Source organism: Providencia sp. PROV_01 (assembly GCF_053098325.1).
The window spans coordinates 1,826,466-1,846,801 of sequence record NZ_JBRFKD010000002.1 but is presented as its reverse complement, the minus strand read 5'-3'; the positions used below and the strand labels follow the sequence as shown (position 1 = coordinate 1,846,801).

Genomic DNA, 20,336 nt, shown 5'->3' with positions numbered 1-20,336 from the left:
TAATAACAAAGGATAAGTGATGCTACAAATTGCATTATTACTTTTCGGTGCCGAATTTATCAGAGGAAAAGCACATTACCTCTGGGGGATTGGGCTCCTTTGGTGTTTTATTGGTATATTTATTTTCATTGATGGTGTTGATGGTATTCTTTTTTTTCCAATACATTTGTTTGGTATTCTATTGTTACTTGAAAGTCTGATCACATTAAGTGTCGCTTCAAGCGGAATTGGAACACAAAAAACGATACTTTTCTTTAAAGGTGGTCTATTTTTGTTCTGTGCATTGGTTATCTTGATTAATCAAACATATAGCAATGTATTATTGTCAGCAATGTTCGGTTTTGTTTTTTTTATTACCGGATTATTTGTTGTTGCATCAGCTTGGATCGTACGTTTTCCTGGATGGCAATTAATCCTATTATGGGGCGTAATTGAAATGCTGTTTGCCTTTTTTCTGTTTACCCATCACCAAGCAACAATTTCTTTTTTTATCGGTTTTTTGATGATAGGAAGTGGATTTGGATGCCTGAAGTTAGCATTTCGAGCCCGTCATATCCAACGAGGAACATCCATATTTGAACTGATGCGTCCTTTACCTGTGTCGTTTAAGAAAAAAGGGGCAATGCGACCCATAACAGAGACCCCACAATCTTCCACTATAAGTAGAGAAACTGAACAAGATACTATTTTGACTGTTCATATCTGGACCCCCGAAGGCTCCGCAAACCAACGCCCTGTACCACGGCCAATTATTAATCGTTATATTGCGGCTGTTGATTCTGAAGGAGTAATCTCGACGGGGCATGCATCTCTAGAACTCTACCCGCACCTCTATATCAGCTTATACCCTGAAGAAGATATTGATCGTTCTCCATCAGAGTTTTTCAGGCTACTAAAAGCAACCGCTGATAATAATGTTCCGGGGCGTTTCTTGCCTAATTATCAAACTGAAGCATCCGAATGGTGTGAATCTGACAGACAGATTGTTTTCAATGTTTATAACTATGCTTCTTTATTGAGTTTTTGGGAAAAATATCGCCAATACCCTATTTATAACCTAACATACCAAAACTGCTCCAGCAGTGTTGCATATGGTTTGGAGGCTGCATTAGATGGTGTTTTGTCTATGCAAAAGAGAAGTGATTTTATCGGGATTTTAAATGTACTTTGCATGCCAGAGTTATGGATTGCGGCTCAAATTCGTCGGCGTGCACTGATGATGGCATGGACCCCTGGATTAATTATGGATTATGCACGTGCTTTGCGGGCTATTGTACACCCAGTTCCAGTCCCTTGGTATAAACGCTTACTTAGGCGTTGAGTTTCATAGCCATTAGACATTTTTATCTCAAACATAGTTTAAAATTGTCATTTTGGAATGTTTGCTAAATAAGTTAAAGAGGTTTTTATGCTGAAAGTGTACGCAATCTTAATGGTGTCTATCATAGCTGAAACAACCGCGACAACCATGATGAAGGCGTCTGATGGGTTTACTAAGTTGGTACCCAGTATTATTGTCGTTATTGGTTATGCCATTTCTTTTTATGGATTATCCCAAGTTGTAAAAAGTATGAATATTGGTATCGCCTATGCGATATGGGCTGGAGCGGGAATATTTCTTGTTTCAGCATTATCATTTTTTGTTTATAAACAGAAACTTGATTTTCCAGCATTAATTGGTCTAGCATGCATTGCGCTGGGAATTGTTATTATCCAGCTGTTCTCTAAATCAATTACTCATTGAGTGTCGAAATTATTCAACAAGAATGGATTAAATAACGACATTAAGTTGCACACGTAACAAGATACATACCGACATTGAAACATTTTTTGTTACACCACGCTGGTGGTGTAACATCACTAGGAGAGGTATCCTCTCCTTTTAACTGATTCTATCAAGCAGTATAGCTTTCCGGTTCACTCCCCCTCGTCGCTTTTGCTTATCCGTATTACAAAGAAAAAATCATTATTACAGCCTCTGTGCCGAAATATATTTCATAAAGGTTATAGATTATACCAACTCATTAACCTCAGACCATCCATCGCAGAGATTATGATGAGCAACGATATTGCGTAAAATCAATCCATTGACCGCAGCTATCATGGCTACGTTTTGCGGCATCAATAAATGCCATCCCCTGTAGGCCAGTTTCAATACCTGGTAATAACGGTGATGCACCGCTTCCCTCGCGTAAACGAGTTGCCGCCTCACGATAAACCTGAGCAAAACCCTCTAAATATCCTTCGGGATGCCCGGCTTGAACCCTTGACATCGCACGGTTTTCCTCCCATTGAGACATTGATCCCCGTGTCACACAATACATTGGCGAATCAAACGGTTTTAACCATAACTGGTTAGGATTTTCTTGGGAAAATGAAAGACTCCCTTGGCTGCCATATATGCGTAGTCGCAGCCCGTTTTCTTCACCACAGGCCACTTGGCTCGCCCATAGACGCCCTTTTGCTCCGTTGTGATAACGCATTTGCACACGCACATCATCATCTAGCACTCTTTCAGGGATCATTGATGTGAGTTCAGCACGAATGGACTCTGGTAACATCCCTGTGACGAATGAAGCTAACTGCCACGCATGAGTACCGATATCGCCGATACAGCCCGCCCCCGCTTTTTTTGGATCGGTACGCCAATTCGCCTGCTTGTTTTCAGTTTCCTCTAATCGTGTTGCTAGCCATTGCTGCAAATACTCCACTTCAATATAACGAATTTCGCCTAGTTCCCCTGCTAATATCCGGCTGCGCGCTTCGCGAATTAGCGGATAAGCACTGTAATTATGCGTGAGAATCAGTTGCCTACCCGTTTCTCTCACAACATCGGCAAGCTGCAAAGCTTCTGAGTATGATGTACACAATGGCTTATCACAGATCACGTCGATACCTGAGCGCAAAAATTCAACGGCAATAGGGGCATGCAAGTGATTAGGCGTGACAATCGCAACCACATCAATGCCATTACCACGTGCCGCCTCGCTTTGCGCCATTTGCTGATAGCTAGCGTAGCATCGTTCAGGCGCAAGGTGCAGCCGTTGCCCTGTACGTTGACAATTTTGCTCGTTCGAAGAAAATGCGCCTGCGACTAACTCAAACTCATCATCCATACGAGCCGCTAATCGATGCACTGCACCAATAAATGCACCTTCCCCACCTCCAACCATTCCCAGCTTTAGTCTCATCGCCTTATCCTTTATTTATCACTCACGATCCCAAGTAACGCTCTGATTTGTTGAAGATTAGTATCTACCGCTGCAAAATCATCAAAGGCATGATCAACCGCTGGAATAATATGATTGGCGATAAAATCAGCTCCCTCTTTCGCCCCGACATCTGGAGATTTAAGGCAACACTCCCATTCCATTGTGGCGATACCGGAAAAACCGTACTGGGTTAATTTGCTGAAAATAGAGACAAAATCAATCTGGCCATCCCCTAACGAACGAAAACGCCCTGCGCGCTCAACCCATGATTGATAGCCACCATAGACACCGCTACGGCCATTTGGTGAATATTCCGCATCTTTGACATGAAATGCGCGAATGCGTTGGTGATAGCAATCAATAAACGCGAGATAATCCATTTGCTGGAGCAATAAATGGCTTGGGTCGTAGAGAATATGGCAACGCGGGTGGTTATCGACAAGGCCGAGAAAACGCTCAAATGTCACGCCATCGTGTAAGTCTTCCCCTGGATGCAACTCGTAACACACATCAACGCCACACTCGTCAAACACATTCAGAATAGGCAACCAACGCAGCGCAAGTTCAGCAAATGCTTCATCAAACAGTTGTGCATTGTGAGGGGGCCAAGGGTAAAAATAAGGCCACGCCAGCGCGCCTGAGAAAGTCACGTGCGTAGTTAGCTTTAGGTGCTGCGAGGCTTTTGCCGCTTTGATGAGTTGCTCTACCGCCCACTGCTGGCGCTTTTGAGGATTACCTCTAACACTCGCTGGGGCAAAACCATCAAAAACCGTGTCATACGCTGGATGTACCGCAATTAATTGGCCTTGTATATGGGTCGATAACTCACTGATCTGAATACCATATTGCTGTAACATGGCAACCAGCTCATCGCAATAAGTTTGGCTTGTGGCGGCCAAATCTAAATCAAAGATATGTGGGTCGATCGTTGGCACTTGGATATGGGTAAAACCTAGGCTTGATGCCCATTCAGCGAGGCCTTCTAATGAGTTAAAAGGGGCTTTTTCGCCAATAAATTGTGCCAAAAAGATACCGGGGCCTTGGATTGTTTTCATGACTCACTCCCTAAAATCACGGTGCGCTGTGTACGCACAGCTTCATCCGCAGCAAGAACAATTCGCAAGCTATTGAGTGCGTCTTGTAAATGCTGTTCTAATGAAAATTGTTCCGTAATCGCTTGAACAAAATAACGTTGTTCACTTAGGCATAGCGCCAAATGGCCTGGCTCGTCTTGGCAGTCAACCCAACGGTCGGGATGCTTAAAGGCATTGTTTTTATCAAGCTCTGCATAGTGAATACGTAAAGAGTCAGTGCGCGTGTGCCCATCGACATTATCACTATTTCCCTCTCCATGGCGAGCCATTATCGAAACCGCACCTCGAGGGCCTATGACATCTTTGATAAAATACGCCGTTTCGCTGATCATTGGCCCCCAAGCCGCCTCATACCAACCCACTGAGCCATCATCAAAACGAACCTGTAATTGACCATAGTTATACATGTTGTCTGGTAATTCATCGGTCAATCTTGCGCCAATAGCGCTGACACTCACTGGTTGAGCTTGTGTCATTTGGCACATCACATCTAAATAATGAACGCCGCAGTCAGCTATCGGTGATAGTGATTGCATCAAGTTACGGTGTACATTCCACATCTGACCATGGCTTTGTTGATTCAAATTCATTCTCATCACTAATGGCTTACCCAGCTCATGAGCTAGATGAATGAATTGTTGCCACGATGGGTGATGACGCAAAATATAACCGACCACCACTTGTCGATGGGCTTGTTTAGCCGCAGCAATGACACGCTTAGCCCCTTCAACCGTAGTGGCTAATGGCTTTTCAATAAACACATGACAGCCTGCCTTGAGTGCTAGCAATGCATAAGCTTCATGAGTATCAGGGTATGTCGTTAAGCAAACCGCATCTGGTTGCGTTGCTTTTAATGCCTGTTCGTAATTATCAAACGTGGCATATTCACCACCTAAATGTTCATTGAGAATGTCTTTTGAATGACCACGAGCCACCAGCCCGCAGATATCAACCCCTTCCATTCGGTGGTAAGCCTCTGCATGAGAGGCTCCCATATTGCCGCAACCAACGACTAAGACGCGTAAATTAGCCATCTTATTTCCCCTCCACTGGCTTTTCTTTATAGTTGAACGCGAAGAAGAACAATGCGGCAATCAGTAACGCACCTATCGCTGGGTACCACCAGAAACTTTGCCATTGTGGCAGAGCCGCTGCGCCTTCCGTTGTAACAATGCTATTGAACAGCATGCCACTGATTTGTGAACCAATTAACATCCCCACGCCATAGGTAAACAAAACCAACAAGCTCTGCGCCTGCCCTTTTACTTTCTCGCCAGCAACTTTGTCTGTATAGATAAAACCAATAACAAAGAAGAAGTCATAGCACATACCATGTAAGAAAATGCCGATATAAATCATCCAGCGCAGTTCTTCAGCGATCCCTAAGGCAAACATGACATAACGTAAGCACCAAGACAGCATCCCAATGAGTAACATCACTTTAATGCCAAGACGCGCAAAGAAGAAGGGTATCAATAACATAAAGAACAGTTCTGACATCTGCCCTAAAGACATCACGCCACCAACGTTAGTAAACCCTGTCGCTGCAACAAATGGCGCCGCATAGGCATAGTAAGCCGCCAATGGGATGGAGATCAGCATTGCACAAATGATGAAAACTAAGAAATGACGTTGCTTAAGCATGGCAAACGCATCCGCACATAACAAGTCGCGCATTGCTACAGGCTTACCCCGTTCTGGTGCTGGCGTGTGTGGTAATGTAAAGCTGTAAATCGCTAATACCAACGAAGCCGCTGCCGCCAAGGTAAAAATTTCTGTACTATCTGATAACCCTGTTGAACCGACAATCAACCCCGCGACAATCCAACCAAATGTACCGAATGCACGCACAACTGGGAACGCTTTCTCACTGTTCGGTAAACTATAAAAGGCAACGTTGTTACTAAGAGCAATAGTTGGCATATAGCAAAGCATATAACCAAAGATTATCCATAATAGACCGCTATGACCCCCCGTAAAGTAACTTGGGATCATCCATAATAAAGCAGCACCGATGAGATGCAGCACGCCAAGCACTTTTTGTGATGCAAAGAAACGGTCAACCACCATCCCTAGTACAAAAGGAGATAAAATAGAGGCGATGGGTCCTGTCGAATAAGCATCACCAATAATTGCTGATAAGCCATATTTCCCCATGACAACCCCTAGCGTGACATACCATGCCCCCCACACAAAAAATTGAAGGAACATCATTAACGCCAATCGCGGTACTACCCATACATGGGCAGTATTTTTACCGCCTTGAGCAAGACTATTTGTACCCATAAGACCCCCAATAATTTCTATTTTTTATTAGCCACTTTCAGGTAAAAAGGACGGCATAACCACGCCGCTTGGTTTCTGCGCATAACCTTTGGCTTGCGCAAGATGCAGTTCACAAATTCGACCGCCCCATCGCAATAGCGCTTGGCATAGTGCGCTTCGCTCTGTGGGAACTAAAACTACTGGCGTCGCACCACGATGATGTTTGTCTAACATCCAACCGAGTAAATCCAGCGCTACCTCATCACGATAGCTGCAGCCGGGTCCTAGCATCCTCGATGCGGGGTGTGCGATAGAGGCAAGATAACCTTCGATGCGCTGGTTATGCTCCCAGACTGCAATTCGCCATAACCCGCTGGTGTCATTCAAAAAATATTCAATATCCCGCTGACGACTAATACCCAATAAATCCGCTTCCAATTGTAAAATAGCCGGTAAGTCTTCGGTTCGAGCATCTCGCACAATTCCTTCGGTCAAACGAGGGAGATTTACGCCTTGCTCTGGTACTGAAATCGCCATATCTTGGTAAATTGCATAAGGTGTAAAACCGCCGCGGCGATAAAGAGAATAAGAGTCTAAATTCAGGGCACTTGAAATTAAGCGAATGGGGATATTTCCTGCTAATTCATCTGCTTTGGACAATAATTTCTTTGCAATACCCTGTCCAAATGCATTGGGATGGACATTCATAATCCCAAGACCCAAATGGGTTTCTCGTGGGTGAAAAAAACACGAGCCAAGAATATTAAGTTGTGAATCACGGGCTACCCAGTGGTAGTCGGGATCAAGTTGTTGGTATACATCAACAAATAAATGGCACTCTTCAGGCGCAGACTGAAATATTTCGCCTAAACCATGTTGCTGGTACCAGACATTCGTTGAGTGATAAATCAAATGCGCGACTTCACTCCGATCAGTGTATTTCGCAAGCTGTAGTTGTATATCCATTCATTACCTCTCATGTTTTATTGTTTATAAAATGAGGCTTTTCACTAAATGGCAGCTAAACTCAAAAATGAAATCGATTACATTTTTACTGAAATCGATTTCATTTATAAAATATAGCCAAATTGTTTCTTTCAGCAACTAGCTGAATGGTTCAATAATGACCTAAAAGATAAATTTGCAATCTGCATCACAAGTTGCTTGTATCAATCGTACTTTTCATCACGATGTTGCATACTGTGGATGGCAATAGACAAAAGGAAAAGTGAACAATGTCGATAGAAAAAGTGGCGAAAATCGCAGGAGTCTCTGCCGCAACGGTTTCACGGGTATTGAATGATCAACATATTGTCAAACCGGCAACTCGCGATAAAGTTCTCGCCGCCATCGCTCAGTGTAATTATCAGCCTAATTTATTAGCGCGCCAACTACGCACCTCACGTAGTCGCATGCTATTAGTGTTGGTGTCTAATATAACTAACCCCTTTTGTTCACTGGTTGTACGAGGTATTGAAGAAGAAGCGGAACGCCACGGCTATCATATTTTGTTATGTAATTCTGAATCCAATCCAACGCGTGAATCCGCTTATCTGAGTTTACTCAGAGGTAAAGTTGTTGATGGCGTCATCACTATGGACGCAGTGAGTTGTTTGCCGGGACTTACTGATATGATTGGGGATTTTCCGTGGGTGCAGTGTGGTGAGGGGGATCCTGAATTTCGTGCGTCTTCGGTTACTATTGATAATTTACAAGCCGCTAGCGCTGGCGTTTATCATTTAGCAGCGAAAAATCGCCAACGCATTGCTTTAATTAACAGTGATATGCGTTACCTCTATTCGCAGCAACGGGAACAAGGGTATCGAAAGGCCCTCGCTGAACTTGGCTTTGAGTATTGTAAAATCGAATATGTAGAAGAATTAGATTACACCGCGGGGGCGAAGGCCATGGAAAAGTTACTGCAAAATGCGCCCAAACCCGATGCCGTATTCGCGATTTCTGATGTCATTGCAGGCGGTGCAATGAGTGTTTTGCATCAGCAAGGTTGGCATATTCCGAATGATATTGCCGTGTTAGGGTTTGATGGTGTGCCCTTCGGTCAAGTAACTACGCCGCCATTAAGTACTATTGTACAGCCGATGCATCAATTTGGCATCCGTAGCGTTCAACTGCTTCTCAATAAAATTAAGCACCCGAAACTCGATGACAGCCATGAAATCCTCGAATGGCAATTAATTGAGCGTGGCTCAACTTAACTCACCTTTTTATTTCCATTCTGGAGCTGTGATATTGAAATAATACGGATAAGATAAATACTACTATTTTCTTTTCGTATTTATATTTTTTTATGGCCATAGCGATATGACCTGACTTATCAATATTAGTTAGGTCTCCTTGAATAGCGATTTGGCTAGCCATATTTATACCATAAATTATGACTTGATTTTATTCATCGCCATCAGCAATAAAAAATACCCACCACCTAAAATAGCGACAAATATTCCAGCAGCTATCTGTGTTGGATAAATAATAATTTGTCCTAGCCAATCTGCCCAAACCATTAATATACTGCCGATCAACCCACTAATAATAAGTTGTTGTTTCGCCTTTTTAGCGCCAACTAAAAAAGCCATATGGGGTGCAACTAAACCAAGAAATGCAATAGGGCCAACAGTAGAAGTGACAAAAGCACACAATAATGCAACTAAGATTAATAGCAATATAGTCGCTAATTGTGAATTTAGTCCTCTTCCCTGTGCAAATGACCGACTAATTGATAATAAAACTAGCCAACGATTTAACGTGATCGCTAATATAGCTAACACAACAATACTGATTGAAAAAATAATGGCCTGTTGCCCTTCCACACGATAAGTTGACCCTGAAAGCCATAATAATATCCGATAGCTACTCAATGTACCTTGAGCTAAAAAGAACTGAACAAAAGCTTCTAACGTTGCCGTTAGGCAGATCCCTGTCAAAATTAAGCTTGCTGGTGCGTATTGATGTCGTTTACCTAGGTACAACAATAGCCCTAATACAATCAGGCTCCCGATTAAAGCAATACCCCAAAATGAGGTTTGAATAGCAGTGCCTAATAGTAAACTAAATAGAACAAGTGCCGCTGTAGCACCTGAAGAAACCCCTAAAATATCTGGGCTGGCCAACGGGTTATAAATAATTCTTTGTAATAAAACGCCTGCAATACTCAATGCTAAGCCAGAGAATATAGCCGCTAATAAACGAGGCCATTTAATATCCCATTGAAAACTTGATGGCAGTTGCCAATAATATTGTTCACCATTCGTTTGTAAGCAAAGTGAAAATACAACTCCACTTGCTAACAATAAAATAAGAATACATACCGTGGTTTTGGAAAGTATTATTTTTGTTGGTAATAACCCTATCGATAATTGATCTTGGGCTGTCATTGCTCGGCGGCTAAACCAGATCAATAAAGGAGCGCCAATAGCAGCAGTCATTACCCCCGTAGGAACCACAATATTAAGGTAGTTTGTTAGTGCGATAGCCCCGCTGTCTGCAAGAAGCAATAAAATCGCGCCTACAACTGCACTGTTTAATAGCTCTTGCCTTGTACTCATATTCGCCATTCGCCGTACTATATTTGGGGCTAATAAACCAATAAAACTAATAACCCCTACAGTTGAAATAGTCGCCGCCACTAACCAAGATGCTAAAACAATAAAAAGTAAGAAAGTAGGTAAAACGGATAAGCCACGAGCTTTAGCCCCCTCATGACCTAATTTCAATAATGTCAAAATACGAGGTGCAAAACAGATAATAATAATGATAGGGAACAATAAAGGTAATAAACCAACCACTTTTTGCCAGCCATCTTGCGCTAGATTTCCTGCTCCCCACATAAAAATGTTTTGTGCAAATTGAGAATTTAATGTAATTAATGCGGTCGCTATAGCACCAAACAAAATATTGATGACCATTCCCGAAACAACCAACGGAATGCCTGTCATATTGCGAATACCTGCAATTAATATTACCAACCCAAATGCAAGTAATGCTCCCACCATCGCAGCTAGCGTTTGATATAACCCAATCTCATTACTAAACCAAATATTGACTACCACTAATGCTAACCAAGCACCGGATGATGAACCTAATGTTAGTGGTGAAGTAAGATTATTTTGTGTTAATTGCTGCATCAAACTGCCCAATAAACCAAAAGTCGCGCCCACTAATAATGCCATAGCAAGGCGTGGTAATTGGCCATATAAATAAAAATAATCAGCAAATGTATCGGCTGAAGCTGGATGGATAACTAAAAATAATTGCTGACTGAGTGTAACCCCAGGTTCGAGCTGAAGGTTAATCAGCGCGAACACCATTAATACAAAAAATAGTATTGAGTACTGTTTAGTTGTCATTATGAGGAGCAACCTGTAATAAGCTTTCTGTTAATGCTTCCGCCATTAATTGCAAGGAAAAGACACCACCATAATTCCAAACGGGACGAACACTATTTATCCGCCCTTGTTTAACAAAAGGCATAGACTGCCATAAAATGGAGTCATTCAGTTTTTTTTCTTCTACAAATGGTTTGATGTATAACACGTACCCATCATTTATAAACTGCAATGAATTTATTCGTCTCTGCTCTATTCCCCAAGGACGTGCGGGGACTAAAATAGCGGGCTTTAATGCAAGCTGTTCAAGAACATAATTGAGTGTTGAATTCTCAGTATAAAGAAAAATAGTGCTTAAACTTGAAAACCGGATAACAGCAACACTTGGTTTCGTTGTAAAAGCACGTTCAAGTTGTGATCTTAATTCAGCAAAACGTTTATCCATTTTCATTAGATATTCATCAGCAAAAGAGGTCTTGTCAAATAAGCGAGCCAACGTTTTAAAATGCGCAATGGCTACAAGCCCTGAGTCATCTTGGCGTGCAAAATTTGATAAATAAACGACTGGCGCTATTTTTTCCAATAAAGGCAGTAAATCTTCTTGCGCGCTACTTGCAATAATAACATCAGGTTTCAATGCGGCAATTTGCTCTAAATTAGGCTCAGCCCGGGTTCCTACCTCTTTGACTGAAGAAGGAACAACAGGGTCAACAACCCATTGCTGGTAACTCTCTAATTCCGTGGCCCCAACAGGTGTAATTTCAAGCGTTAATAGCTGTTCCAGCAAATCCCAATCTAAAACCACAACGCGCTGAGGCGGCGAATTGAACTCGACAATACCACGACTGTCCGTAACAGAATAAGCCCGTGTATAAAATGAGCATAATAATGTACTTGTTAATAAAATAAGGCCAAGCAAATTGATTCTTAAGCGCATACGATAGCAACCCTATGATGTTCTGACTCGGGAAAACTAGGGTGTGGTATTAATTTAATCGGAGTATCGTAGAGTGACGATAGCCTTGCTTCATCATGGAGAAGAACGCTTTTTCCCTCAAATTCTATTTTTCCTTTTTTTAATGCCACGATGTGTGTTGCATACCGTAAAGAAAGGTTGAGGTCATGAAGGATCACAATCACACCAATCCCATGAACTTTATTAAGCTCACTCAATAAATTCATTAACTGGTATTGATGGTGAATATCTAATGCAGAAGTCGGTTCATCCAGTATTAAAACTGGTGATTGTTGAGCAAGTAACATGGCAACCCATGCGCGCTGGCGCTCTCCACCAGACAAGTTGTCTGCTAAGTTCGCGGAAAACCCCTCAACCCCAGCTTTCTCCATCGCTTGTTGGATAATAATTTCATCGTCAGCTTGCCAGCGACCAAGTGCACCTCGCCACGGAAAACGCCCTAACCGCACAAGTTCTTTCACAGACAGCCCCGCTGAGGCTGGCAGTTTTTGTGGTAAATATGCGATTTTTTGCGCTAATTCTTTCGTTTTATATTGAGAAAGACTCGTGCCATTTAAATCAATTTGCCCGCTATCCGGTGCCATCTGCCCAGAAAGGAGATTAACCAGTGTAGATTTTCCTGAACCATTATGACCAAGAACTACTGTGAGTTCTGTTGTCGGTATATTTAGCGAATCTATAGATAAAATAGAACGATGATCACGAACGATATTAATATTTGCTAATCGAAACATAGAAAGGACTCAAGGCATGCCAACATTATTAGCATGCCTTTTTTAAAATTACCAAGTGTACTTTGTTTGTAACACAAATGAGCGCGATTGGCCGTAATAGCACCAGGTATCACAGGATGAAACATACTCTTTATTGAGGATGTTATTCATATTGAACTGGAACTGCCAATTGTTCGATAATTGATATATCGCGGCCATATCCCAGAGCGTCGCACTAGGAACAGAAAGGTTGCTGCTTGCTGGGTTATCCTTTGATTGACCATAATAGCGAATACCAGTTCCGAGTTTTAACGACTGGTTACTCACGATTGGAATTTCGTAGTCAGTCCAGACAGTCGCCATATGTTTGGGGATCATACCAGCCTGTTTACGTCCCTTACCACCTGTTTGATCTGTTTTCGCATTGGTATAAGTGTATGTCGCTTTAATATCCCAATTATCAGTAACACTTGCAAATAGTTCTGTTTCTATACCTTGTGAAGTGACTTTACCTGTTTGTGTTGCAACAGGGTGTTCAGGAGTTGTGACTAACGCATTTTTTTGTTCGATATCGAACCAAGCAATATTCCAATAACCATCCATAAAATAAGGTGTATATTTGATACCTGCTTCAAATTGCTCACCTTTAAGTGGTTTATATAGTTTTTGGGTTGTTGGGTCGATTGTCGATTGAACTTCAAAAGATTGAGAGTAATTTAAATAAGGTGAAATGCCATTGTCAGCAATATACATTAAACCCGCATTTAAACTCATCTGCCCATCATTTCTAGACTCATCTTCTGCTTTTTTATGTGCTTTATTTTCAGTTTTTACCCAATCATAACGTGCACCAACGACCCCAATCCATTTGCTATCAAGCTTTGTTTGGTATTGTGAATAAATACTAGCTTGTGTTTTATCAATAGTGCGATGAATGTTATTTGATGGGTCAAGTGGGGTATAGTGCCCATAAACTGGCTTCCAAGGGTTAATTTTACCAAAAGCATAATTATCCTGTTCATCGCCTTTGGTTTGATGATATTGGAATTCAATACCCGCAAGTAAGGTATTTTCAAACCGCTCACTATCCCATTCACCGACGATATTGTTATCAAAACTAAAACTTTGGTTTTTACCATCGCGAAAAACAATACCTTGCCCCAATTCCTGCACGGTAGGGTCTGCATTAAAGAAAGCATAAACACTTCTGAGTGTTAGGTCGTTGTAACCATAATTTACACGCTGCGCAAAACGCCACTCATCATTAAATTGATGTTCTAATAAATAACCCACTGAGAACTGAGTCCGCTTGTATTTATCGTAATCAGGCTCACCTAAATTGGTTGATGGCTTAATTTTACCGTAATTAGAGTGAATTAATGTTCCCGCCGCTGGGAAAAAAGGATTCGTGGGCGTACCATCATCGTGCAGATACGTTCCCATTAACGTAAGTACAGTCTGATCAGACAAGTCAAATGCCGCACTTGGCGCCAGATAAATACGTTTATTATCCGTGCCTTTGAGTTCCCCATCCGATTTTTTCATCGTTCCCACTAAACGGTAGCGGGCACCTGCATCGGCTGATGCTGTAGAAAGATCAAAGCCTAGCGCTTGATGATCGTTATTACCCGCTTCTAAAAATATTTCATTTTTAGCATTAATAGATGGCTTTTTCGTTACTAAGTTAACAGCGCCTCCAGGAGTGGATTCGCCAAAGAGAACGGCTGATGACCCCTTCACGACTTCAATACTTTCCAACCCATAAGGCTCAAGCAACCAAGTATAGTAGCCATCTCGATATAACCGGCTATTATCTAAATAGGTTGCGGCATCAAAACCACGAACTTTGAACCAATCAGTATCATTATCAGCCCCGTAAGGCTGTGCAACAACCCCCGAAGTATAACGAAGTGCTTCATCAATTTTTTGCGGAGCATGTATAGTCAAATCTTGTTCCGTAATAATCGAAACAGATTTTGGCGTTTCTTGCAGCGCAGTATTCACTTTGAGTGCTTGTGCACTGACAACGAAAGAGTCTTGTTTGTCGCTATTTTGTTCATTTGCCATGGATTGGTTTTGAACAGCCAGCGCTAACAAGGTGAAAATGGCAACCTGATGTAAACGAAATAAACCTAAATTTTTCACAAAATAGTTCCAATGATAATAATAATAAGTCTCAGTATTATTCCTAAAAATAAGTCAAATTAAAATCAATTTGGCATATTTACTTATAACAAATAGTTATTAAAAAAATCAATTTAGATACAATTAACCATACATAAAGAAGGGAGATTATTCAGCGAGAATAACGAAAATGATTTCGATACTAATGTTAGGTCATTATTTAAGTTAATAAATGCAAAAAATAAGGCGGGAGTGTTCCTTCCCGCCTAGTGCTATCATTTACTTATCAGGTTGTTAGAAATATTGCACTACCAGAACAGCGCATATAGCACACATAAGATAACCATAATTGCGTAGGATGCGATATTGAAACCTGTCGACGTTTTAAAGGTCTCGGACGTTAAAATAATCGCCCCCTCACAGTCATCTTCTTTTGCCGTTGTCAGGCTAATTAAACCAATCACGACTGCAGTAAAGAAGAAGGTGTACATCATTTGGTCAAGGAATGGCATACCTAACGGCATCAGTTTTAAGAATAGCGCAAACGGAATTGAGAGCAGCACACCGATAATCGCACCTTTTGCATTGGTTTTCTTCCAAAATAAGCCTAGTAAGAATACCGCTAAAATACCAGGGCTAACTAACCCCGTATACTCTTGAATATATTGAAAAGCTTGCCCAATGTTACCTAATAATGGTGCGATAAAACATGCCACAATTAACGCAACAACTGCACTAATCCGGCCGACATTCACTAGCTTATGATCCGCGGTTGATGGAGCAATGTATTCTTTGTAGATATCCATGGTGAAAATAGTTGCCACTGAGTTCAACATGGAAGCTAAAGAAGAAACGATAGCTGCAGCTAATGCCGCAAATACGACCCCTTTAGCGCCGACAGGTAAGAATTGAGTTAACCATGGGTAGGCTTTGTCCGCTTGGGCCAGTGTAGGCATATGCTCTTGTGCCATTGTTCCTAATCCCGCCAGTAATGCAGGGTCAGAAACAATCACAAATGCAGCAATACCCGGTACAACAACAAGGATTGGGACAATCAGTTTGAGAAATGCCGCAAAAACCAAGCCTTTTTGCGCTTCATTAATTGATTTGGCCGCTAATGCACGTTGAATAATATATTGGTTGAAGCCCCAGTAATATAAATTGGCAACCCATAGTCCGCCAATTAATACGGCAATACCGGGTAAATTGCTAAATTGCGGGTTGTCTTGGCTTAAAATCATTTCAAAATGTGCAGGCGCTTCACTTGCCATACGGCTCATACCCGCGAATAAACCCGCATCACCACCAATATAGCTCACCGCCATTATTGTGGTTAAAAAACCGCCTAAAATTAAAAAGAAAACTTGTACGACATCCGTCCACGCAACCGCAGATAGCCCGCCATAAAGAGAGTAAATCACTGCAAATAATGCTAAACCAAAAATAGCATAATGCATTGGAATGCCTAGGATTGTCTGTAATGCTAACGACCCTAAATAGAGAACTGAAGTTAAATTAACAAAGATAAATAATGCTAACCAGAATACGGCTAAAATCGTTTTTAACGTTTTATTAAAGCGTTTTTCAACAAATTCTGGAATGGTAAAAATACCTTTATCAATAAATACGGGCATAAAGTATTTTGCGACAATAATCAGAGTTAGTGCTGCCATCCATTCATAGGATGCGATGGCCAAACCAATTGAAAAGCCAGAGCCGGACATACCAATAAACTGCTCTGCAGAGATATTTGCCGCAATCAGTGAAGAACCTATCGCCCACCAAGGTAATGTTTTTCCTGCCAGAAAATAGTCTTTTGTACCTTTTTTTTGTCCTTTTTTATCTCGAGAAACCCAAAGACCCACACTAATAATGATAAGCACATACAGAATGAATATTCCGTAATCTAATGTGCTTAACCCAACCCCTTCAGTTTGCATAATCAAATTCCTTCGCCAAATGATCACGAAGCCAGTGTAAACGTTACCACAAAATATCACCGTTAAATGAATCACATATTTTCACAATATCCTCAACAACGTTAACTTAGTGAGTTAAATAACAGATTTTAATGCAAGTTTTTAGAAAAGAACGAAGACGAATTACTCGAAAGTAATCTATTTTTTGATGATTCCGTGAAGCTCATCAAATATTAATGAGAACGTTTACACGAAATGCGGTAATTTTATGCCTATAAAATCACTAGGCGTGCAAAGGCCTAACTGAATTACGTTGAACCAGTGTCGGTGAGTAAATCAAACTTTCAACTGTCGTTTTTTCCCCTCTTGCTAAGGAAAGTGCTAACTGAGTGGCTTTTTCTGCCATCATTTGAATGGGATAACGAATCGTTGTTAAGCGTGGATGGATATAGCGGGCAATCAATACATCATCAAAACCAATAACCGAAACTTGTTCTGGCGAGTGAATTTCATTTTCATCTAATACCGCGATGGCCCCCGCAGCCATAAAATCGTTGTAGCCCACGACCGCAGTGATCTCAAGTGATTTTATCAGCAAGTTAGTCATCGCTTGCTCGCCACCTTCCCCATAAGGAGCACCATATTCAACATAGCTATCAGGCAGTTGAATACCATTATTTTTCAATGCGTCTCGATAGCCCTGCAAACGTTGTATCGCATCCTCAATTTGGTGATTTGAAGAGATGTACGCAATTTTAGTGTGTCCATGACGAATGAGGTGTTCCGTCGCTAAGTAGGCACCTTTGTAGTTATTTAATGAAATACAGCGGGTTGCAATCTCATCAATATGGCGGTTGATCAGTACCATACTCGGGACTTCGTTCGCATATTGGAGTAGTTCTGCATCATCAAGGGCTTTAGAGTGAATGACCAAAGCATCACAGCGGTTGTTAATCAACAGCTCAATAGATTGGCGCTCTTCCTTTGCATTATGATAACCGTTACAAATCAAGATATGTTTACCATTTTTATGAGCTACCGCATCAACAGCTTTAACCATAACACCGAAAAATGGGTCTGACACATCGTTAACGAGCACCCCAATTGTATTTGAGCTTTGGTTCACTAACGCGCGAGCCGCCGCATTTGGGCGGTACCCTAGCTTATTCATTGCCTTTTTTACTGATGCAATAGAAGCTTGGCTTGCCTTAGGTGATTGATTAATCACCCGTGAAACAGTTGCAACAGAAACACCCGCTTCTTTTGCCACATCTTTGATTGTCGCCATCGTGCACCTCTACAATTAGGATGGCTTATTAAACAATGAGCTAGAATTAAAAACAATGGCATAGCGCATATTAAAATTATTTAGCTAAGACTCATCTATGCATAATATAGAAAAATAAAACACCGCATTTCAGCGGTGTTAATCAACAGTAGGCCTAAAAAATAAATTGATAACACGTTTCACTACAATATATTTGATTAGGCTGTGAAATCGGGCTGTATCGCTCCCCCCATTCAGGGTGGTTAACTGCATCAGGTGGAAATTGCGTTTCAAATGCAACACCAGAAAAAGGCGTATACGATTTTGTTTTACCCGCAACTGAAATCAAATAATTCCCTGTATAAAGCTGCATGGTGGGCATCGTTGTAGAAATATTCATTTTTACGTCCCTCTCGGGAGCACACAGCGATGCCACCGTTTGCCGTCCATCAATACGAGCTGTATCGAGAATAAATGTGTGGTCATATCCCCCGGCAGAAACTTGGTCGTTATCTTGGAGAAAATCGCGGCCAATGAGCTTGCTTTGGCGAAAATCAAAATTACCACCAGTCACATTACGCCACTCCCCACTGGGGATCCCTGCTTTATCTGTCGGTAAATAACAATCACTGTAAATCGTAAGAGCGTGATCTAGAGCTGTTTTATCACTACCTTCACCTGCCAAATTAAAATAAGCATGATTGGTTAGGTTCACAGGGCAGCTCTTTGTAGTTTGGTGTTTATAGCGGATAATCACTTGGTTTTCATCCGTTAATTCATAACTCACCTCAACGTTCAATTCCCCAGGAAAACCTTGGTCACCATCTGGCGAAATAAGTGAAAAAATAACCTGTTGAGCACTAGGCTGTGAAACTGCCCAAACTCGATAGCTAAAATTATCTTTCCCACCATGTAAGCAATTCACCCCTTGGTTGGCTGATACTAAATAATTTTCACCATGAATAGAAAAGCGTGCATTCGTGATTCGGTTAGCCACGCGCCCCACTGTCGCCCCCAAATACACGTCTTGTTCCTTCTGTTTATCCATATTTGGCGAACCTAGGACAACGTCTCGTTTCCCACTCGCTAGTGGTAAAATACAACTTAACCAACTTGCCCCTAAACTTGTCAGGGTAATTTCCATATCATTTTTGTTGGTTAACACGACGACTTTGGGTGAACCTAATGTCTGATTTTTTTCTTGAGTAAACATCATGTTATTTCAACTTCTCAATGTGTTGATTTGCTTTTAACGCACCACACTCGCACCTGAGCTAGGTTGGCATACATAAATATCGGCTTGTAAACCTGTCGCTTTCTGGTATTGCGCTTCTACCGCGTCAATCACTGGTTGAACACATTGCTGCTGCATCACTGCAACCACACAGCCACCAAAGCCCCCTCCAGTCATACGTACCCCGCCTTGAACACCTAAAACGGACTTAACGATATCCACTAAAGTATCAATTTCTTTAACTGTGATTTCAAAATCATCACGCATGGAAATATGTGACTGCGCCATTAATTCGCTTAGTTGCAATAAATCATTTTGCGTTAATGCTTTTGCTGCCGCCAAAGTACGCTCGTTCTCACTGATCACATGTTTGGCTCGCTTAGCAACGACAGGAGATAATTGGTGTTGCTGCTGCAAAAAATCATCAAATGTGACATCGCGCAACGCTTTCACTCCAAACAAATTGGCGGCTTCTTCACATTGTTGGCGGCGTGTATTGTATTCACTCCCAACTAAGCCTCGTTGCTTATTTGAATTGATTATCATCACAACCAAATCATCAGGTATGGAAATAGGAAATAGCGCCAAGCTACGGCAATCAATAAGTAAAGCATGGCCTGCATCACCACAAGCTGAAATCAGTTGGTCCATAATACCGCAGTTACAACCAACAAATTGGTTTTCAGCTTGTTGGCCATTCAGCGCGATATCTTGTTGACTAATATCTAATTGATACAAGGCTTTAAGTGTTTGTCCAATCACAACTTCTAGTGAAGCTGAAGAGCTTAAGCCCGCTCCTTGCGGAACGTTTCCACTGACTGCAATATCGCAACCATTAAACGAAAACCCTCTTTGTAAGAGAAACTTCACTACGCCGCGTATATAGTTCGCCCACATTTTTTCAGGCAAAAATGTAATATCGCCATCCAAACTGAATTCATCACACTCATTATGGTAATCAGCCGCAACGACTCGAATGATGCGATCATCACGTTTTGCTGCTGCAGTCATCGTTTGGTAGTCAATCGCACAAGGCAAAACAAAACCATCATTGTAGTCTGTATGTTCACCGATAAGATTCACTCGCCCTGGCGCTTGAACATATATTTCAGGTTGATAACCAAAGGTTTTTTCAAACGATGTGGCAACAGTTTGCTTTAACGTTTCCATTTTTTATTATCCTTAATAC

At 41.6% G+C, this 20,336-nt stretch carries 16 protein-coding genes; 3 read left to right on the top strand and 13 right to left on the bottom strand.

Going from position 1 to position 20,336, the window contains the following annotated elements:
- The first annotated feature begins 19 nt into the window (after positions 1-19).
- Together ACU696_RS08910 and ACU696_RS08905 are read left to right on the top strand one after the other, a co-directional pair.
- Positions 20-1,321, top strand: coding sequence for an HdeD family acid-resistance protein (locus ACU696_RS08910; RefSeq protein WP_004912893.1), 1,302 nt, complete (start codon positions 20-22; stop codon positions 1,319-1,321).
- 90 nt (positions 1,322-1,411) lie between these two features.
- The gene (locus ACU696_RS08905) at positions 1,412-1,744 is read left to right on the top strand and encodes a DMT family transporter (protein ID WP_371021498.1); all 333 of its coding nucleotides are present in this window, start codon (positions 1,412-1,414) and stop codon (positions 1,742-1,744) included.
- Between the two features lie 307 nt (positions 1,745-2,051).
- On the opposite strand, the gene ACU696_RS08900 is transcribed toward ACU696_RS08905, so the two are convergent.
- From ACU696_RS08900 to ACU696_RS08880, 5 genes are read right to left on the bottom strand one after another with little or no spacing between them, the layout of a single operon-like run.
- The gene (locus ACU696_RS08900) at positions 2,052-3,191 is read right to left on the bottom strand and encodes a Gfo/Idh/MocA family protein (protein ID WP_209101967.1); all 1,140 of its coding nucleotides are present in this window, start codon (positions 3,189-3,191) and stop codon (positions 2,052-2,054) included.
- An 11-nt stretch (positions 3,192-3,202) separates the two neighbouring features.
- Positions 3,203-4,267, bottom strand: coding sequence for a sugar phosphate isomerase/epimerase family protein (locus tag ACU696_RS08895; protein WP_109913146.1), 1,065 nt, complete (start codon positions 4,265-4,267; stop codon positions 3,203-3,205).
- Positions 4,264-5,340 (bottom strand): Gfo/Idh/MocA family protein, encoded by a 1,077-nt coding sequence (locus ACU696_RS08890; protein WP_196723814.1) that lies wholly within the window; start codon positions 5,338-5,340, stop codon positions 4,264-4,266. The genes ACU696_RS08895 and ACU696_RS08890 overlap by 4 nt, the downstream gene beginning before the upstream one ends.
- Position 5,341: 1 nt before the next feature.
- The gene (locus ACU696_RS08885) at positions 5,342-6,592 is read right to left on the bottom strand and encodes an MFS transporter (protein ID WP_004912906.1); all 1,251 of its coding nucleotides are present in this window, start codon (positions 6,590-6,592) and stop codon (positions 5,342-5,344) included.
- Positions 6,593-6,619: 27 nt separating this feature from the next.
- Complete coding sequence (locus ACU696_RS08880) at positions 6,620-7,537, bottom strand: GNAT family N-acetyltransferase (protein WP_110732086.1); 918 nt, start codon at positions 7,535-7,537, stop codon at positions 6,620-6,622.
- A 269-nt stretch (positions 7,538-7,806) separates the two neighbouring features.
- Here ACU696_RS08880 and ACU696_RS08875 point away from each other — a divergent pair, with 269 nt between their 5' ends.
- Positions 7,807-8,787, top strand: a complete 981-nt coding sequence (locus tag ACU696_RS08875) for a LacI family DNA-binding transcriptional regulator (protein WP_004912912.1) — start codon at positions 7,807-7,809, stop codon at positions 8,785-8,787.
- Between the two features lie 177 nt (positions 8,788-8,964).
- Here ACU696_RS08875 and fhuB read toward each other — a convergent pair whose 3' ends face one another.
- From fhuB to galK, 8 genes are all read right to left on the bottom strand, one after another.
- On the bottom strand, positions 8,965-10,935 hold the full coding sequence (fhuB, locus tag ACU696_RS08870) for a Fe(3+)-hydroxamate ABC transporter permease FhuB (RefSeq protein WP_196719346.1): 1,971 nt from the start codon (positions 10,933-10,935) through the stop codon (positions 8,965-8,967).
- Positions 10,925-11,851 carry an ABC transporter substrate-binding protein gene (locus ACU696_RS08865; RefSeq protein ID WP_123381777.1) on the bottom strand — a complete coding sequence of 309 codons (927 nt, stop codon included), beginning with the start codon at positions 11,849-11,851 and terminating at the stop codon, positions 10,925-10,927. The genes fhuB and ACU696_RS08865 overlap by 11 nt, the downstream gene beginning before the upstream one ends.
- A complete protein-coding gene (locus ACU696_RS08860) occupies positions 11,842-12,624 on the bottom strand; it encodes an ABC transporter ATP-binding protein (RefSeq protein WP_004261670.1) in 783 nt (260 codons plus the stop codon). The genes ACU696_RS08865 and ACU696_RS08860 overlap by 10 nt, the downstream gene beginning before the upstream one ends.
- Before the next feature lie 48 nt (positions 12,625-12,672).
- Complete coding sequence (locus ACU696_RS08855; RefSeq protein WP_109913141.1) at positions 12,673-14,748, bottom strand: TonB-dependent siderophore receptor; 2,076 nt, start codon at positions 14,746-14,748, stop codon at positions 12,673-12,675.
- Between the two features lie 287 nt (positions 14,749-15,035).
- Entirely contained in the window at positions 15,036-16,667 is a 1,632-nt protein-coding gene (locus ACU696_RS08850) for a sodium/sugar symporter (protein ID WP_036958441.1), read from the bottom strand.
- Positions 16,668-16,929: 262 nt separating this feature from the next.
- A complete protein-coding gene (locus ACU696_RS08845) occupies positions 16,930-17,934 on the bottom strand; it encodes a substrate-binding domain-containing protein (protein ID WP_004912929.1) in 1,005 nt (334 codons plus the stop codon).
- Positions 17,935-18,088: 154 nt separating this feature from the next.
- Positions 18,089-19,129, bottom strand: coding sequence for a galactose-1-epimerase (gene galM, locus ACU696_RS08840; RefSeq protein ID WP_109913139.1), 1,041 nt, complete (start codon positions 19,127-19,129; stop codon positions 18,089-18,091).
- Between the two features lie 33 nt (positions 19,130-19,162).
- A complete protein-coding gene (galK, locus tag ACU696_RS08835; RefSeq protein ID WP_117162495.1) occupies positions 19,163-20,317 on the bottom strand; it encodes a galactokinase in 1,155 nt (384 codons plus the stop codon).
- Between the last annotated feature and the right edge of the window lie 19 nt (positions 20,318-20,336).

Excerpts from the sequence above, each read along its gene's own strand:
- ACU696_RS08895 (WP_109913146.1), bottom strand. The coding sequence starts at position 4,267 with ATGAAAACAATCCAAGGCCCCGGTATCTTTTTGGCACAATTTATTGGC.
- galK (WP_117162495.1), bottom strand. The coding sequence starts at position 20,317 with ATGGAAACGTTAAAGCAAACTGTTGCCACATCGTTTGAAAAAACCTTT.
- ACU696_RS08845 (WP_004912929.1), bottom strand. The coding sequence starts at position 17,934 with ATGGCGACAATCAAAGATGTGGCAAAAGAAGCGGGTGTTTCTGTTGCA.
- ACU696_RS08885 (WP_004912906.1), bottom strand. The coding sequence starts at position 6,592 with ATGGGTACAAATAGTCTTGCTCAAGGCGGTAAAAATACTGCCCATGTA.
- ACU696_RS08910 (WP_004912893.1), top strand. The coding sequence starts at position 20 with ATGCTACAAATTGCATTATTACTTTTCGGTGCCGAATTTATCAGAGGA.
- ACU696_RS08860 (WP_004261670.1), bottom strand. The coding sequence starts at position 12,624 with ATGTTTCGATTAGCAAATATTAATATCGTTCGTGATCATCGTTCTATT.
- fhuB (WP_196719346.1), bottom strand. The coding sequence starts at position 10,935 with ATGACAACTAAACAGTACTCAATACTATTTTTTGTATTAATGGTGTTC.
- ACU696_RS08900 (WP_209101967.1), bottom strand. The coding sequence starts at position 3,191 with ATGAGACTAAAGCTGGGAATGGTTGGAGGTGGGGAAGGTGCATTTATT.
- ACU696_RS08875 (WP_004912912.1), top strand. The coding sequence starts at position 7,807 with ATGTCGATAGAAAAAGTGGCGAAAATCGCAGGAGTCTCTGCCGCAACG.
- galM (WP_109913139.1), bottom strand. The coding sequence starts at position 19,129 with ATGATGTTTACTCAAGAAAAAAATCAGACATTAGGTTCACCCAAAGTC.
- ACU696_RS08880 (WP_110732086.1), bottom strand. The coding sequence starts at position 7,537 with ATGGATATACAACTACAGCTTGCGAAATACACTGATCGGAGTGAAGTC.
- ACU696_RS08850 (WP_036958441.1), bottom strand. The coding sequence starts at position 16,667 with ATGCAAACTGAAGGGGTTGGGTTAAGCACATTAGATTACGGAATATTC.
- ACU696_RS08890 (WP_196723814.1), bottom strand. The coding sequence starts at position 5,340 with ATGGCTAATTTACGCGTCTTAGTCGTTGGTTGCGGCAATATGGGAGCC.
- ACU696_RS08865 (WP_123381777.1), bottom strand. The coding sequence starts at position 11,851 with ATGCGCTTAAGAATCAATTTGCTTGGCCTTATTTTATTAACAAGTACA.